At 35.4% G+C, this 13,893-nt stretch carries 17 protein-coding genes; 1 reads left to right on the top strand and 16 read right to left on the bottom strand.

Going from position 1 to position 13,893, the window contains the following annotated elements; translation table 11 throughout:
* Positions 1–109: 109 nt before the first annotated feature.
* From sigF to LD272_RS00455, 13 genes are all read right to left on the bottom strand, one after another.
* A complete protein-coding gene (sigF, locus tag LD272_RS00515; RefSeq protein WP_226034627.1) occupies positions 110–865 on the bottom strand; it encodes an RNA polymerase sporulation sigma factor SigF in 756 nt (251 codons plus the stop codon).
* A 10-nt stretch (positions 866–875) separates the two neighbouring features.
* Positions 876–1,316, bottom strand: a complete 441-nt coding sequence (gene spoIIAB, locus LD272_RS00510; RefSeq protein WP_226034626.1) for an anti-sigma F factor — start codon at positions 1,314–1,316, stop codon at positions 876–878.
* Positions 1,313–1,666, bottom strand: a complete 354-nt coding sequence (gene spoIIAA / locus LD272_RS00505) for an anti-sigma F factor antagonist (RefSeq protein WP_226034625.1) — start codon at positions 1,664–1,666, stop codon at positions 1,313–1,315. Before spoIIAA ends, spoIIAB begins: the two co-directional genes overlap by 4 nt.
* A 108-nt stretch (positions 1,667–1,774) precedes the next feature.
* Positions 1,775–2,977: a D-alanyl-D-alanine carboxypeptidase family protein gene (locus LD272_RS00500; protein ID WP_226034624.1), complete on the bottom strand. Its 1,203-nt coding sequence runs from the start codon at positions 2,975–2,977 to the stop codon at positions 1,775–1,777.
* Positions 2,978–3,102: 125 nt separating this feature from the next.
* On the bottom strand, positions 3,103–4,404 hold the full coding sequence (locus LD272_RS00495) for a pyrimidine-nucleoside phosphorylase (RefSeq protein ID WP_226034623.1): 1,302 nt from the start codon (positions 4,402–4,404) through the stop codon (positions 3,103–3,105).
* 24 nt (positions 4,405–4,428) lie between these two features.
* Positions 4,429–5,253 carry a purine-nucleoside phosphorylase gene (locus LD272_RS00490; protein WP_226034622.1) on the bottom strand — a complete coding sequence of 275 codons (825 nt, stop codon included), beginning with the start codon at positions 5,251–5,253 and terminating at the stop codon, positions 4,429–4,431.
* A gap of 12 nt (positions 5,254–5,265) precedes the next feature.
* Positions 5,266–6,444 (bottom strand): phosphopentomutase, encoded by a 1,179-nt coding sequence (gene deoB, locus LD272_RS00485; RefSeq protein ID WP_226034621.1) that lies wholly within the window; start codon positions 6,442–6,444, stop codon positions 5,266–5,268.
* Positions 6,445–6,547: 103 nt separating this feature from the next.
* Positions 6,548–7,435: a site-specific tyrosine recombinase XerD gene (xerD, locus tag LD272_RS00480; RefSeq protein WP_226034620.1), complete on the bottom strand. Its 888-nt coding sequence runs from the start codon at positions 7,433–7,435 to the stop codon at positions 6,548–6,550.
* Positions 7,436–7,441: 6 nt separating this feature from the next.
* Positions 7,442–7,660 carry a YqzK family protein gene (locus LD272_RS00475; RefSeq protein ID WP_226034619.1) on the bottom strand — a complete coding sequence of 73 codons (219 nt, stop codon included), beginning with the start codon at positions 7,658–7,660 and terminating at the stop codon, positions 7,442–7,444.
* A gap of 657 nt (positions 7,661–8,317) precedes the next feature.
* Positions 8,318–8,773 carry a ferric iron uptake transcriptional regulator gene (fur, locus tag LD272_RS00470; RefSeq protein WP_226034618.1) on the bottom strand — a complete coding sequence of 152 codons (456 nt, stop codon included), beginning with the start codon at positions 8,771–8,773 and terminating at the stop codon, positions 8,318–8,320.
* A 119-nt stretch (positions 8,774–8,892) separates the two neighbouring features.
* Positions 8,893–9,531, bottom strand: a complete 639-nt coding sequence (spoIIM, locus tag LD272_RS00465) for a stage II sporulation protein M (protein WP_226034617.1) — start codon at positions 9,529–9,531, stop codon at positions 8,893–8,895.
* A 90-nt stretch (positions 9,532–9,621) separates the two neighbouring features.
* Positions 9,622–10,785 carry an endonuclease Q family protein gene (locus LD272_RS00460; protein WP_226034616.1) on the bottom strand — a complete coding sequence of 388 codons (1,164 nt, stop codon included), beginning with the start codon at positions 10,783–10,785 and terminating at the stop codon, positions 9,622–9,624.
* 1 nt (position 10,786) lies between these two features.
* Positions 10,787–11,332, bottom strand: coding sequence for an NUDIX domain-containing protein (locus LD272_RS00455; RefSeq protein WP_226034615.1), 546 nt, complete (start codon positions 11,330–11,332; stop codon positions 10,787–10,789).
* A gap of 124 nt (positions 11,333–11,456) precedes the next feature.
* Here LD272_RS00455 and LD272_RS00450 point away from each other — a divergent pair, with 124 nt between their 5' ends.
* Positions 11,457–12,368 carry an aldo/keto reductase gene (locus LD272_RS00450; protein ID WP_226034614.1) on the top strand — a complete coding sequence of 304 codons (912 nt, stop codon included), beginning with the start codon at positions 11,457–11,459 and terminating at the stop codon, positions 12,366–12,368.
* A gap of 32 nt (positions 12,369–12,400) precedes the next feature.
* On the opposite strand, the gene LD272_RS00445 is transcribed toward LD272_RS00450, so the two are convergent.
* The 3 genes from LD272_RS00445 to LD272_RS00435 all read right to left on the bottom strand — a co-directional run bounded on the left by LD272_RS00445 (position 12,401) and on the right by LD272_RS00435 (position 13,887).
* Positions 12,401–12,625: a DUF3886 domain-containing protein gene (locus LD272_RS00445; RefSeq protein ID WP_226034613.1), complete on the bottom strand. Its 225-nt coding sequence runs from the start codon at positions 12,623–12,625 to the stop codon at positions 12,401–12,403.
* Positions 12,622–12,954, bottom strand: coding sequence for an iron-sulfur cluster biosynthesis family protein (locus LD272_RS00440; protein ID WP_226034612.1), 333 nt, complete (start codon positions 12,952–12,954; stop codon positions 12,622–12,624). The genes LD272_RS00445 and LD272_RS00440 overlap by 4 nt, the downstream gene beginning before the upstream one ends.
* A gap of 141 nt (positions 12,955–13,095) precedes the next feature.
* Positions 13,096–13,887 carry an SDR family NAD(P)-dependent oxidoreductase gene (locus LD272_RS00435; RefSeq protein WP_369413902.1) on the bottom strand — a complete coding sequence of 264 codons (792 nt, stop codon included), beginning with the start codon at positions 13,885–13,887 and terminating at the stop codon, positions 13,096–13,098.
* Positions 13,888–13,893 lie beyond the last annotated feature (6 nt).

Below are 13,893 nucleotides of genomic sequence, written 5' to 3'. Positions count from 1 at the left end.
ATAAATTTCCTCCCTTCAAGGGAAATTTGTAATACTTAGTATGAGTAGGAACAGAGATAAACATGCATTTACAAGAAAAAAGAGCTGCCCTCGGAAGGACAACCCTTTTCTACAGACCAATTTGGTCTTTAATAAATTGGAGTATTCGTTTTTCTAATCTAGAAACTTGAACTTGCGATATACCTAATCGGTCAGCTACCTCTGATTGCGTCTGGTCTTTATAATATCTGAGATATACAATCAAACGCTCTCTTTTATCTAGCTCTCTTATTGCCTCTTGAAGTGCAATTTTATCAAACCATTTAGTATCTTGGTCAGCAATTTGATCTAGTAATGTGATCGGATCACCATCATTTTCATATACTGTTTCATGAATAGAGTGTGGTGACCTAGCTGCTTCCTGGGCATGTACCACTTCTTCTGGTGATATCTCCAGCGCCTCAGCTAATTCGTTAACTGTTGGGGTCCTCCCAAATTCTTTTGTCAACTCATCTTTTTTCTTCCTAATTTTATTGCCAATTTCCTTTAGTGACCTACTTACTTTCACACTACCATCATCTCGAATAAAACGTTGAATCTCACCAATTATCATTGGAACTGCATAAGTAGAAAACCGAACATCATAGGACAAATCAAATTTATCTATCGACTTTAACAACCCTATACATCCAATTTGGAATAAATCATCTGGATCATAACCACGATTAATGAACCTTTGAACAACTGACCAAACTAGGCGAACATTCTTCTCAACAAGGAGATCCCGTGCTGATTGATCTCCTTGTTGACTCATAGTAATATAATGTTTTACTTCCGCGTCAGTGAGTTGCGTGCCTTTTTGAGAATTCTTCAGTTCTATTTCCATAGGCATCCCCTTAATTGCATAAGGTTTTACTTTTCTTAAATTGTTTTATTAATTTGACTGTGGTCCCCTGATTAGGACTTGAAGTGATTTCTACTTTATCCATGAAGTTTTCCATGATAGTAAAGCCCATGCCCGATCTTTCTAACTCAGGCTTTGATGTATACAAAGGCTGGGTAGCTTCATCAATATTATCGATACCTACTCCATCATCCTGAATAATTAACTCAACCTCATCTTCACTTAACGTACAAGATATATAGATTTTTTGATCGGTTTGATTGGTATAGCCGTGAATGATCGCATTCGTTACTACTTCCGATACCACTGTTTTTATTTCCGTTAACTCATCCATAGTCGGATCCAGTTGCGACACAAATGCAGCCACTGTAACGCGAGCAAACGATTCATTAGAACTCACACTTAAAAACTCAACGCTCATTGTATTCTTCATGAAGCTACCCCCAAACTGATAAGGGCAAATTTTTCACTTTCTTCTAAACGAATAATCTTGAATAGACCTGACATTTCAAATAAACGTTTTACAACAGGTGAAATTGAACAGACCACCATTTCTCCCCCCAATTGCATAACTTCTTTGTACCTTCCTAAAATAACTCCTAGGCCAGAGCTATCCATAAATGACAGTTGTTCAAGATTTAAAATTACGTGTTTTACATTTCTCTCTTTCATCGCAATTTGCCATTCTTTCTTTAAATTCTCTGTAGCGTGATGATCTAGTTCACCTGAAAGACGTACTAACAATACATTTTCTTTCGTTGTTAAATTAACAGAAAGACTCACTACTGTTTCCTCCTAACATAAGTTCTGTAGTAAACCTTTTTCTGTATGAACTAATCAAATACCTGCTAGTCGACAAAACTAGTGTAAATTCGAAAAAGAATGATTCAATTAACCTTTTTTCACTATTTCATCCATAGATCGTTTGAATAACGTCCAAAGTCCTGCTTTTTCGACATCCTGATCTATAATTAACGATGTCTCTGAAAGCACTTTGCCATCTAATTCAACAACGAGTTCTCCTACCTTATCTCCCTTTTTCAAAGGCAAAACAATATCTTGATTTACTTTTATTGTTGTCTTTATCCCCTCTAATTTTTCGCCTTTTTTGTGGACTAATGAAACGGACTCCTCTGTTACAATATCCACGTTATTCTTATCTGCTTTAATTAAGTCTAGTTTGGAAATTGGTTGTTTGCTTTGAAATAGCTGCTTGGTATCGAAGTGATTAAAGGCATAGTCAAGCATTTGGCTGACATCGCTATTACGTTTTTTAGGTGTGTCAGCACCCATTACAACTGCTACTGTACGCATACCGTTTTTCTTTGCAGTTGCTGTTAAACAGTATTTTGCTTCAGATGTATAGCCCGTTTTCAAACCATCAACACCATCATAAAATTTCACTAGTTTGTTTGTATTTACTAACCAGAACTCATCCTCCGTATCTTTTCGTAAATAATCTTCATAAATACTAGTATATTCAGTAATTTCCTCGTACTTTAAAAGTTCCTTTGCCATAAGCGCCATATCATAGGCTGTAGTATAGTGATTTTCTGCAGGTAATCCAGTTGTATTTTGGAATAGTGAATTCTCAAGGCCAAGCATTTTAGCTTTTTCATTCATCATCCTGACAAATGCCTGTTCACTTCCAGCAATTCTCTCAGCTAAAGCAACGCTTGCGTCATTACCAGATGCAACCGCCACTCCTTTTAACAAGTCTTTAACTATCATTTCTTCACCAGCTTCTAAGAAGATTTGAGATCCTCCCATTGAAGCTGCATAATCACTTATTCTAACTGTCTCATCTAACTTAATTTTTTCATCCTCGAGTGCTTCCATAATTAAAACAAGTGTCATTATCTTGGTCATACTTGCTGGCGGCAATTTTTCATGTGCATTTTTTTCATACAAAATTTTTCCGGTATCACGTTCAAGCAAAAGCGCAGACTTAGAATTTTCAGCGAGCTTTAACTCATCTGAATTTTCTTCCTCTGTTGTCTCTTTCTTTTGATCCTCTTCCGCATATATCGGCACTGTCCCAACAACAAATAGAAACGTTAACATTGTTAGTAGCGGTAATAAAAACTTTTTCATAGCAATACTCCTCCCAAACTTTATTATTCATATATTTTCCAGTAAATGAATATTTTATAAGTTTTTATTACAAAAAAAAATAACTCGAGTTTTTCTCGAGTTATTTTCAAGGTCAAATATTCCATTTATTTGATTACTTTATAGATCAGTTTTTTAGCTTCTACTGGGCTTGATTCAATTTTATAAGAGGCCAATACTTTATTAATTGAATCTTTTGGTTGGTCAGAATCACTGTGAATGATAACTAGCGTTTCACCAGCTTTCACTGAATCACCAATTTTTTTTCGTAATGTTATTCCAACACCATGATTAATTTGATCTTCTTTTGTTGCCCTCCCGGCACCTAAATACATCGCAGCTATTCCAATTGATTCAGCATCGATTTCAGTTACAAATCCGTCCTGTTCAGCTTTTACATCAATGTGATGTTTTGAGGTCGGAAGCTTTGAAAGATCGTCAATCATATCGATATTTCCGCCTTGAGCCTGTACAAATGTTCTAAATGCCTCGAACGCTTTACCATTATCAAGGTTTTCTTCCAACGTGCTATAAGCCTGTTCATAGCTTTCAAATACTTCTGCAAGTACTGTCATATGCGATGCAAGCTCCAATGACAGGTTTCGTAGATCAGTCACTTTTTTTCCTTGTAACACTTCTGCAGCTTCTTTCACTTCATTAGCGTTTCCAACCTCAAAACCAAGTGGCTGATTCATGTCACTTATAACTGCTACAGTGTTACGCCCTAAATTCTTTCCAATTGAAACCATCTCATTTGCTAATTCTTCTGATTCAGACAATGTTTTCATAAATGCACCAGAACCAGTTTTCACATCCAAAACAATACTATCTGCACCCGAAGCTAGTTTTTTACTCATAATTGATCCAGCAATTAATGGAATGGAGTCAACAGTTGCAGTTACATCTCTTAGTGAATATAACTTTTTATCAGCTGGAGCCAAATTGCCTGTTTGACCTGCTACTGCGAGCTTATGAGTATTTACATTTTCAATGAATTTTTCCTTGGTCATCTCAATAGTAAATCCTTCAATCGACTCTAACTTATCAAGTGTTCCGCCTGTATGACCAAGTCCTCTCCCTGACATTTTGGCAACTGGAACTCCGACAGAGGCAACAAGCGGCCCAACAATAAATGTTGTTTTATCACCAACACCACCAGTTGAGTGTTTGTCGACTTTATGGCCTTTAACCTGCGACAAATCAATTGTTTCTCCTGAGTCAACCATCGCTTTGGTTAATCTTGCCGTTTCTTCTGCTGTCATTCCTGTAAAATAGATGGCCATCAATAAAGCTGATACTTGATAATCAGGGATTGTTTCCTTTGTGTAACCCTCAATAAAAAATTGTATTTCTTCCTCTGACAATTCCTTACCGTTACGTTTTTTAGTTATGACATCAACCATTCTCATTTTCTATCACACCTTTTTCTAGGATTATCTTACCGGAAGTGTTTGAATGATTTTTTTAACAAATTTCAAAAAATCTTCTCGCACTTTTGCTGTTGTTTCGATTACTTCATCGTGGGCTAACGGTTGGTCTAGAATTCCAGCTGCCATATTAGAAATACAAGATATCCCTAATACACGAAGACCAGCATGGTTAGCAACAATCACTTCAGGTACGGTTGACATACCAACCGCGTCCCCTCCTAGTGTGCGTAGCATTCTGATTTCCGCACCGGTTTCGTATGAAGGACCTGTATTCCCTACATATACCCCTTGTTTAACAGTAAGATTTAATTCTTTAGCAGCCGTTTGGGCATGTGTGACTAGTTCTTTATCATATGCGTTTGACATATCCGGGAAGCGAGGTCCGAGCTGTTCGTCGTTTGTTCCGATAAGTGGATTCGTTCCCATGTTATTAATTTGGTCATCAATAATCATTAAGTCTCCAGGTTCAAATGATTCATTAATACCTCCTGCCGCATTCGTAACAACTAGCGTTTCAATCCCAAGTTGTTTCATTACTTGTACAGGGAATGTTACTTGCTCCATGGTGTAGCCTTCATAAAAGTGAAAACGACCCTGCATCGCAATTACTTGACATCCTTCTAAGTCTCCTATTACTAGTTGACCTTTATGCCCTTCAACAGTCGACACAGGAAAATGAGGTATGTCCTTATAAGAAATAGTAATAGCATGGTTAATTTGATCTGCCAATACTCCAAGTCCAGAACCAAGAATTAATCCTAATGTAGGCTTATCTGTAACTTTTCCTTCAATATTTTTTGCTGCTTCCATAACTTCAGAAATCTTCATTGTCAATTCCCCCTATTTAATATCGTTTAAGAAACTAATCCCATATTCTGGCATGTTACTATTGAAATTATCTGCAACCGTAGCCCCAATATCTGCAAAACTTTTTCTGACTGGTAGCTCTTTCCCGACTTTTATATCATTATGAACAACTAGAAGCGGTACATATTCTCTCGTATGATCTGTACCGTGATGGACTGGATCATTCCCGTGATCTGCAGTAAGAATTAACAAATCATCATCTCTCAACTTTCCCAAAATTTCTGGGAGACGTGTATCGAAAAATTCGAGTGCTTCTCCGTATCCTTTTGGGTCTCTACGATGGCCGTATTTTGCATCAAAATCCACTAAGTTTAAAAAGTTTAATCCTTTAAAGTCTTCATCCATTGATTGAATCATTTTTTCGATACCATCTTCATTGCTTTTTGTACGGATTGATTTTGTTACACCTTCCCCGTCGTAAATATCGGAAATTTTGCCGATTGCAATGACATCATAATTATCATCCTTCAAGTCATTCATCACCGTTCTCCCAAATGGCTTCAAGGCATAGTCATGACGATTAGAAGTGCGTTCAAATGCTCCCGGTTCACCTACAAATGGACGAGCAATTACGCGTCCAACCATGTATTTCTCGTCTAAAGTCAATTCCCTAGCTATCTCACATATTTTATATTGTTCTTCGATTGGAACGATATCTTCATGCGCAGCAATTTGGAGTACCGAGTCTGCAGAAGTATAAATAATTAATGCACCCGTTTTCATATGTTCTTCCCCGAGCTCTTTTATGATCTCGGTTCCTGAAGCTGGCTTATTTCCAATAATGGCTCGTCCAGTTTTTTGTTTTAATTCATTGAGTAGCTCGTCTGGAAATCCATCTGGAAAAGTACGAAATGGTTGTTCGATATGTAAGCCCATAATTTCCCAATGACCTGTCATCGTGTCCTTACCATTTGAAGCCTCTTCCATTTTAGTATAATGAGCTTTTGGTTCAGCAGCCTTCTCTATACCTTTAATTTTTTTAATGTTGCTTAATCCTAACCCACCTAAGTTCGGCATACTCAGTCCATTCATGTGCTCTGCAATATGTCCAAGTGTATCCGCACCTCGGTCATTAAATTGATCAGCATCAGGTGCCTCTCCAATACCAACGGAATCTAGAACAACCAAAAAAATCCGTTTAAATTCCTTCACTTGTAATCCCTCCTACTCATTTATAGTTATTTTCCCTAGATTCGTTTAATTTATGCCACTATCTTTATCATCTATGATATAAACAAGGCTTGGTAACTAGTTATTAAGCGCGCGGATGATAAGATTGATAGATATCTTTTAATCTAGCTTTCGTAACATGTGTATAAATTTGTGTAGTAGATATATCAGCGTGCCCTAGCATCTCTTGAACAGAACGTAAATCAGCACCATTTTCTAATAAGTGTGTCGCAAATGAGTGACGCATTGTATGAGGTGTAATTTCTTTTGTTATCCCTGAATCACGTGAGATACCTTTCAAAATCTTCCAAAACCCTTGTCTTGATAGCTGGTTCCCGTGATGATTAATAAAAAGAAAATCTGTATTCTTCTTTTTGAGTAATATACTTCTACTGTATGACAAATAGGATTCTACCGAGTCCCTGGCTACATCACCCAACGGTACAATCCTTTCTTTAGAACCTTTTCCTATACATCTAACAAAGCCCATTGTTAAGTGAAGGTCACTAACTTTTAGTGACATTAACTCTGATACCCGTAAACCCGTTGCGTATAACATTTCTAACATTGCCTTATTTCGGATGCTAAAAGCGTCATTTCCTTGAATAGTTAGTAGTTTTTCAACTTCCTCTGTCGATAATACTTTCGGCAATTTCCTATCCTTTTTTGGAGTTTCAATATGTAAAGTCGGGTCATTCGTTACTTGATACTCACGACTCATAAATTGATGAAATAAACGCAATGAAGATAATGCTCTTGCAATTGTCGCAGGTGATCTCCCTTTATCATTAAGTTGATAGAGATACTGTACGACATGATTTCTAATAACAGAATCCCATTTATCAATTTTGTAAGCCCTAACTAAGTATTTATGATAGTTTACTAAATCCCTCTGATAAGAATCCAGCGTATTTTTAGATAATCCTCTTTCTATTCTTAAATAGTGAAGGAAGTCATTTAACGTATCTTGCATCGTATATTACTCTCCTAGTCGAAAAAATATAGATAATCGATCAATCAATTCTTTCTGATCGTAATTAAATACTTTGACAGCCTTACCCTCAGGTGGATCATATCTGTGATATTCCTGATATTCTGTATGCATAGCACGTAGACCAAAATAAAAGAGTAACGTGCATGCTGTAAATATAATAAATATCTTTAAGGTATCTTTTACTAATCCGTATATCGGTCTCATAACATATCTCCTCAAGTAATAATTAAAAGTTACTCGTTAAAGAGTATTAACATTTCCTATAGGGGAAAGATACTTCATTTATTATTTACATCTACTATAAGAGCAACTATTTTTTGCTAACTCATAGTACAAAGATATGCCAAAAAACCAATAAAATATACGTATGTAGAATTAATTTCATAATTACCTTATGCAGTAATTGTCATCCGCATATAGTTTGGGAACGTTCTATCCCAACTAGAGGTGGATGACAACTACAAAAAACAGTATTATGAAATTGATTAACGTAAACTAAAGATATCGAAAAAAGTTGCGTCTGTAAATAAAATACTTTTCGATGGTTTAAAAGTATTTCCTCTTAATACTTATTATTTTCTAACAAAGAACAAAAACGCAGAAGCCCTTCGAAATAAGAAAGACACTTATTCTAAGTTGTCTTCCTTAGTGCTCACGTCGCCCTGCGCTCTTTGCACATTAGAGGATTGAATTAAGACCTAAAGGGTGTGCATTCAAAATAAGCAAACCGCTTGTTTCCGGGTAGGCGCCGACGCCTGAGACGTGGCGCAATCCTATCATTATTTTTCCACATGGCAACAAGCTTATCGTATCCTAAACAACAAAAAAAGCCTTCTAAAGTGTAAAAAGGCTTCGTAAATATTATGACGTTTGAGCGACCTCTTTTTGACATTGTCTACATACCCCGTGGAATGTGAGTCGATGATCCTTTACTTGGAATCCCCAATCATCTTGAACAATTTTTTCAACATCATCAAGTAAATCTTCAACAATTTCCTCAACAGAGCCACATTCCATACAAACAAGGTGATGATGAAAGTGGGCTGCACCTTCTTTACGAAGATCATATCTGGATACACCGTCTCCAAAATTTATTTTATCAACAATCTTTAATTCAGATAATAACTCCAGCGTTCGGTAAACCGTTGCTAAACCTATTTCAGGCGCTTTTTCTTTTACAAGGAGGTAAACTTCCTCTGCACTTAAGTGGTCTTCTTCGCGCTCTAATAAAACCCGTACTGTTGCTTCCCGTTGTGGAGTCAATTTATAGCTTTGTGAATGCAGTTGTTTTTTAATCCGATCAATTCGATGTTCCACGTCTGAAAACCTCCCTCATAATCCCAATTTCATTATAAGCAGACATGAAACAAGTGTCAATTACAATCATTATAATTTATAAATGATAATTAATAATTAATATTAAATTATATTAATTATTAATTATAAACCCACCGAATAACAATTTGCATGGCTTCATTAGCAACAAATGATTCGACAATTGCAGCAAGTGCTATCATTAAAATTAACGATAGATATAATGTTGTGTACCTTAAAAAAGGTTGTAAAATAGGTTGTTGTAATTTTCGTGTAAAAAGCTTTCTTAATAAAGTTAGAGAAAATATCATAGCTAAGCTACCTGCAACCAAATAAATAGGAATGATTAATAAATTTTGAGGCGCAATGGATGCAGCGGCAAACAGTAATCCATGCCACCCCATCTGATTCACAAAAAAACCTACTGAAAACCCTACTACTAAACCTTTCACAAACAGCAAGATCCAAATAACAGGTAAACCAATTACTGATAAACCTAAAATGAATAATAAAAGCAAGTACTTAAGATGGTAAAAGAAACTACTCTTTAGCATTTCCTGTCTATCAAGAATTGGTCCCTCCATCAATTGACCAAAAAACCTATCTAAATAAAAAAACAAGTCCTGTTTTTGAATAAAATTCATACTATTTACGATAACTGCTCCAAAAATAATTCCAATCAAAAATAAAACTAACATAAAAAAATAAATAACAGCATGATTATTAAAATGGTCCGCTACTAAAGTCCTTTTTTTATACATGAGTTTTCCCCACTCTTTCTACCTGAAATATTGCGTTTAGTAAAATCTATGAGGTACTCGTATAAAATAGACCAAAAAAGAGGAATTCTACTAGAGTAGCTTCCCGTATTTTCCTCCACCACCTGATTTAAACTTAAGTGTTCCCGCTCGCATCTTCATAATAGCATCAGCTATCCTAGTTCCAACAACATTCTGTAACTCATCTTTAGGTACTTGATGGATGATATTCATCTCCGTATCAAAATGATCTAATAGTTTTTCGAACGTTTTGGGTCCTAAAGATGGTATATATTCAAGTGGTACTTGATATATGTATGGTGGTCTAGTTAGTGAGTCTATTGTGGAATTTTTTATTTCTTCAATTCTATTTACCACACCTTTTATTATTTTCGTTGAACCACAAAAATCACATTTTGCTTTGCCGTCAGTAAAATTTAGGCATTTGCCACAGACGGACTTATGATATTTCCCCAATAAGGGATTCATCCCAAAATTTGTTATAATTTCTCTTTCATTTAGACCACGAAGCGCCCAATTAAGTTCCTTGAAGCTAGGTTCAAGAAACTTAATTTCCTGGTATTCTCGAGCAATCTTGGAAAGCGAATGGGCATCAGAATTCGTGACGAAGGTATAATTATGTAATTCTGTAATTTGGTCTGCCATTTTAGAGTCGGCACTTAGTCCCAACTCAATTCCATCAATCAATTCTGCGTCAAAGACCTCTGTAAATGATTGTTTTACACCTTTCCCATACAAACTTTTGAACGGAGTAAAAACATGAGCTGGGATAAATAAGCCACCTAATTCTTTCACCTTTAATTGGAGTTCTTTCCCAGATCCATAATATCTCTGCGAGCTAAGATTGATATTAGTCATTTTTGTAGCTAACCATTTTGAAAAAGTTTTCATAGTAGAAAGATAAGGCATAAAACAGAGAACATGAATAGGGCCATTACACAGTTGATCATAAACCTCAATTTCTGATCCTAGGATTAATGTTACATTCTCGTAATAAATCCCACCATCGTTTGACTCTGTTGCACTACCATTTGCTAAAAGCTCTTCCATTTCCAATATTACTGCTGGAGAGTGACTATCTATTACTCCAACCATATCAATTCCCTTATTACGACTAGACTCTTTTAAAATGTTAGTCAATGTAAGTGTTTTTGATCCTGTAATTTTAACCGGTTTATTAAACATGTCCCTACCAATATGAACATGGAGATCAACAAAAAATGAAGCTAGCGTCATCTTATATCATTCCCTCGGACTTTAAGTATAGAACTGCATAATTTGTCTTCACATCATGAATCCGTTGTTCTTTAATCAGTTGTTCTGCTTCCTCTAATGTTAACTCTAATAATTCAACAAATTCATCCTCATCTAATGATTTTGCTTGCTCTAATGGCTTCAAATCGTTAGTTATGTAAAGATAAATAAGCTCATCAGCAAATCCTGGTGATGTATAAAAAGATGTTAAAAATTTCAAATTGTCAGTTGTGTAACCCGTCTCTTCTTCTAACTCACGCAGAGCAGAGATTGCTGGCTCTTCGCCTTGTTCCAATTTACCAGCAGGTATTTCTACTAAACTCTTCTCCAGTGGTTTTCTATATTGTTCGACAAACACAATTTTATTGTGATTGGTAACTGCAATCACAGCAACAGCTCCAGGATGATTTATAATTTCTCGCTTGGATGTTTTTCCGTTTGGTAAACGAACATCATCTACCTTTAAATTAACTATTCTTCCCTCAAAGATTGACTCAGAATGAATTGTCTTTTCTTCAAATTTCTTCATAAGTTAAAATCTCCTTTCTCTTATAGAGGTATTTTAACATAGACTACTATTCACATTAGTTGTAATTCCTATGTATTATTTCTAAAATATATAAATAGAGATAATTGTAATAGGAGGAGAGAAAGTGAAAAAAAATAGATTAGGAAGTTCAGATCTTTTCGTATCAGAATTAGCACTTGGTTGTATGTCACTTGGAACAGACGAAAACAAAGCCAAAGAAATAATTGACCGCGCCCTTTATTCTGGTATTAACTACTTGGACACTGCAGATTTATATGACAAAGGTCAAAACGAGGCGATTGTTGGGAATGCAATAAAAGGGAAACGAGAACAAATTGTGTTAGCAACCAAGGTAGGCAATCATTTAAAAGAAGATGGAAGTTGGTTTTTTGATCCTTCTAAAAATTATATTAAAAAGCAAGTGAAAGAAAGTTTGAGAAGATTGAAAACCGACTATATTGATCTTTATCAACTACACGGAGGTACAATTGAGGACCCAATTGACGAAACAATTGATGCCTTTGAGGATCTGAAAAAAGAAGGTCTCATCCGCTATTATGGAATTTCTTCAATTAGACCAAATGTCATTCGAGAATACGTAGAGCGTTCAAATATTGTAAGTGTTATGATGCAATATAGCTTACTTGATCGTAGACCCGAAGAAGAAGTTTTGGATCTATTATCAGAAAATAATATTAGTGTGGTTTCTCGTGGTCCCGTTGCTAAAGGAATGCTTAGTGATAAGTCCAACGAGAAGGTAGAGCAAAAAGGTAAGGACGGGTACTTAGATTATTCTTATGATAAGCTTTTATCTGTGTCTAAACAACTAGACACTTTTTCGCCTACTTCTAAAACAACTCTTGCATTACAATATGTCTTGCAACACCCAGCGGTTGCGAGCGCAGTATTTGGAGCTAGCTCACTAGAACAGTTAAATAGTAATCTGAACTATGATAAGGCAGAACCGTTGTCTCAAAAAAAGTTTGATCAATTAAAGAAAATATCTTTACCAATAAAGTATGACAAGCACAGATAAAAAACAAGTAGCCAGTTCGGCTACTTGTTTTTTTACTTATAGTTTTGCCAATCTTGATTACTACCTTCCAGTAGTTCTTCAAAACTTTTAGCTTTTTCCTTCTTTTTTTGTTCTTCTATCAAGCGCTTTTTTTCATTTTGTTCAGCCTGTATTTCTTGTTTTTTTAAAGCTAACTTTTTTTCTTTCAGTTTATTGAATAATTGATCATTTAAGCGATCCTGTACCATATTCTTTTCATTTTGGTTTTTCTTGTTCATGCGACATCGCCATTAATCAGGTCATTCACAGGAATAACAGGATTGAGAATACCTTCTGTGCTAGATAAGCGGAAACTATTATTTATATAATCAAGTTTCATATCATCAGCAAAGAATACAGCTTGTTGATGGTGGACAATAACTTGATATTCATTACTTGATATAAGTTTAAAAGAATCTGCTTTTGTATTGGTTAGACGGACTGTAGGCATCCCACTTACCCCGCAACCACACCCCTCTGTATCAAAATATAACCAAAGATACTTAAAACCAGATCTTGGCAGTTTTTCGATACAATCCAACGCTTTTGTGGTTATTGTTAATTTCATGGTATCTACCTCCGGGATTGTTGATTAATGGCCAAAGACTAAAACCTATAGCTTTTAGTCATATAACCTTATTCTCTCCTAGTATAAGTTTTTACTGCCTATTGGTTCAACTATTTCAAGTTATAGCTTTACTATTTAGGTTTATTTTTTATTAAATTGTTTTTGTAATACTCGCTCAATTAGACTAGGAAAAAGTTGATAAAGACGACTTCCGATATCCATCCAATATGGTAAATTTATTTCTCTTTTATTAGTAAATAAACTGTTAACTATTCGCTTAGCAACTTGGTCTGGATCTAGCATGAACTTATCAACTGATGATTGATAACTACCAGACGGATCAGCAACTTTAAAAAAATTTGTTCGAACAGGCCCCAAATTGACTGTAGTTATCTGAATCCCCTTACTTGCCACTTCTAGTCGTAAAGCATTGGTAAATCCTATAACTGCATGCTTTGTAGCACCATATACTGCTGATTTTGGCGTAGAAATTTTACCCGCGATGGAAGCAATATTTACAATGTGCCCCTTTTCATGTGTTAGAAAATGAGGAAGTATTTGTTGTACTCCTTTGATAAGCGATAAAACATTTAATTTCATCATTCTTTCAGTATCATCCCAATTAGAATCTTCAATCAAACTAAAAATTCCAATTCCTGCATTATTTATAAGTGCGTCAATTGTCTTTCTTTCACTTAGTATTTGATGTAATGTCAATTCCCATTTGTTAAGGTCGGTTAAGTCAACAGAATAATAACTACAACTTACCTTGTATTTATCTATCAATTCCTGTTGAATTTTTCTTAACTTCTCTTCTTGGCGTGCTACTAAAACGGGATTCCCACCATTTTTGGCTACATGAAAGGCAATTTGTTTTCCAAGCCCTCCAGATGCACCAGTAATGATTATGTTTTTCCCTATTACTCTTGTCATCAAAAT

The organism is Aquibacillus saliphilus, assembly GCF_020404745.1.
GTDB lineage: Bacteria > Bacillota > Bacilli > Bacillales > Amphibacillaceae > Aquibacillus > Aquibacillus saliphilus.
Note: the sequence above shows the minus strand (reverse complement) of the source record. Positions and strands in the feature narration are given on the sequence as shown.

Coding starts and splice junctions, on each gene's coding strand:
- sigF (WP_226034627.1), bottom strand. CDS start 865: ATGGAAATAGAACTGAAGAATTCTCAAAAAGGCACGCAACTCACTGAC.
- spoIIAB (WP_226034626.1), bottom strand. CDS start 1,316: ATGAAGAATACAATGAGCGTTGAGTTTTTAAGTGTGAGTTCTAATGAA.
- LD272_RS00500 (WP_226034624.1), bottom strand. CDS start 2,977: ATGAAAAAGTTTTTATTACCGCTACTAACAATGTTAACGTTTCTATTT.
- LD272_RS00495 (WP_226034623.1), bottom strand. CDS start 4,404: ATGAGAATGGTTGATGTCATAACTAAAAAACGTAACGGTAAGGAATTG.
- LD272_RS00490 (WP_226034622.1), bottom strand. CDS start 5,253: ATGAAGATTTCTGAAGTTATGGAAGCAGCAAAAAATATTGAAGGAAAA.
- xerD (WP_226034620.1), bottom strand. CDS start 7,435: ATGCAAGATACGTTAAATGACTTCCTTCACTATTTAAGAATAGAAAGA.
- LD272_RS00475 (WP_226034619.1), bottom strand. CDS start 7,660: ATGAGACCGATATACGGATTAGTAAAAGATACCTTAAAGATATTTATT.
- spoIIM (WP_226034617.1), bottom strand. CDS start 9,531: ATGTATAAAAAAAGGACTTTAGTAGCGGACCATTTTAATAATCATGCT.
- LD272_RS00460 (WP_226034616.1), bottom strand. CDS start 10,785: ATGACGCTAGCTTCATTTTTTGTTGATCTCCATGTTCATATTGGTAGG.
- LD272_RS00455 (WP_226034615.1), bottom strand. CDS start 11,332: ATGAAGAAATTTGAAGAAAAGACAATTCATTCTGAGTCAATCTTTGAG.
- LD272_RS00445 (WP_226034613.1), bottom strand. CDS start 12,625: ATGAACAAGAAAAACCAAAATGAAAAGAATATGGTACAGGATCGCTTA.
- LD272_RS00440 (WP_226034612.1), bottom strand. CDS start 12,954: ATGAAATTAACAATAACCACAAAAGCGTTGGATTGTATCGAAAAACTG.
- LD272_RS00435 (WP_369413902.1), bottom strand. CDS start 13,887: ATGACAAGAGTAATAGGGAAAAACATAATCATTACTGGTGCATCTGGA.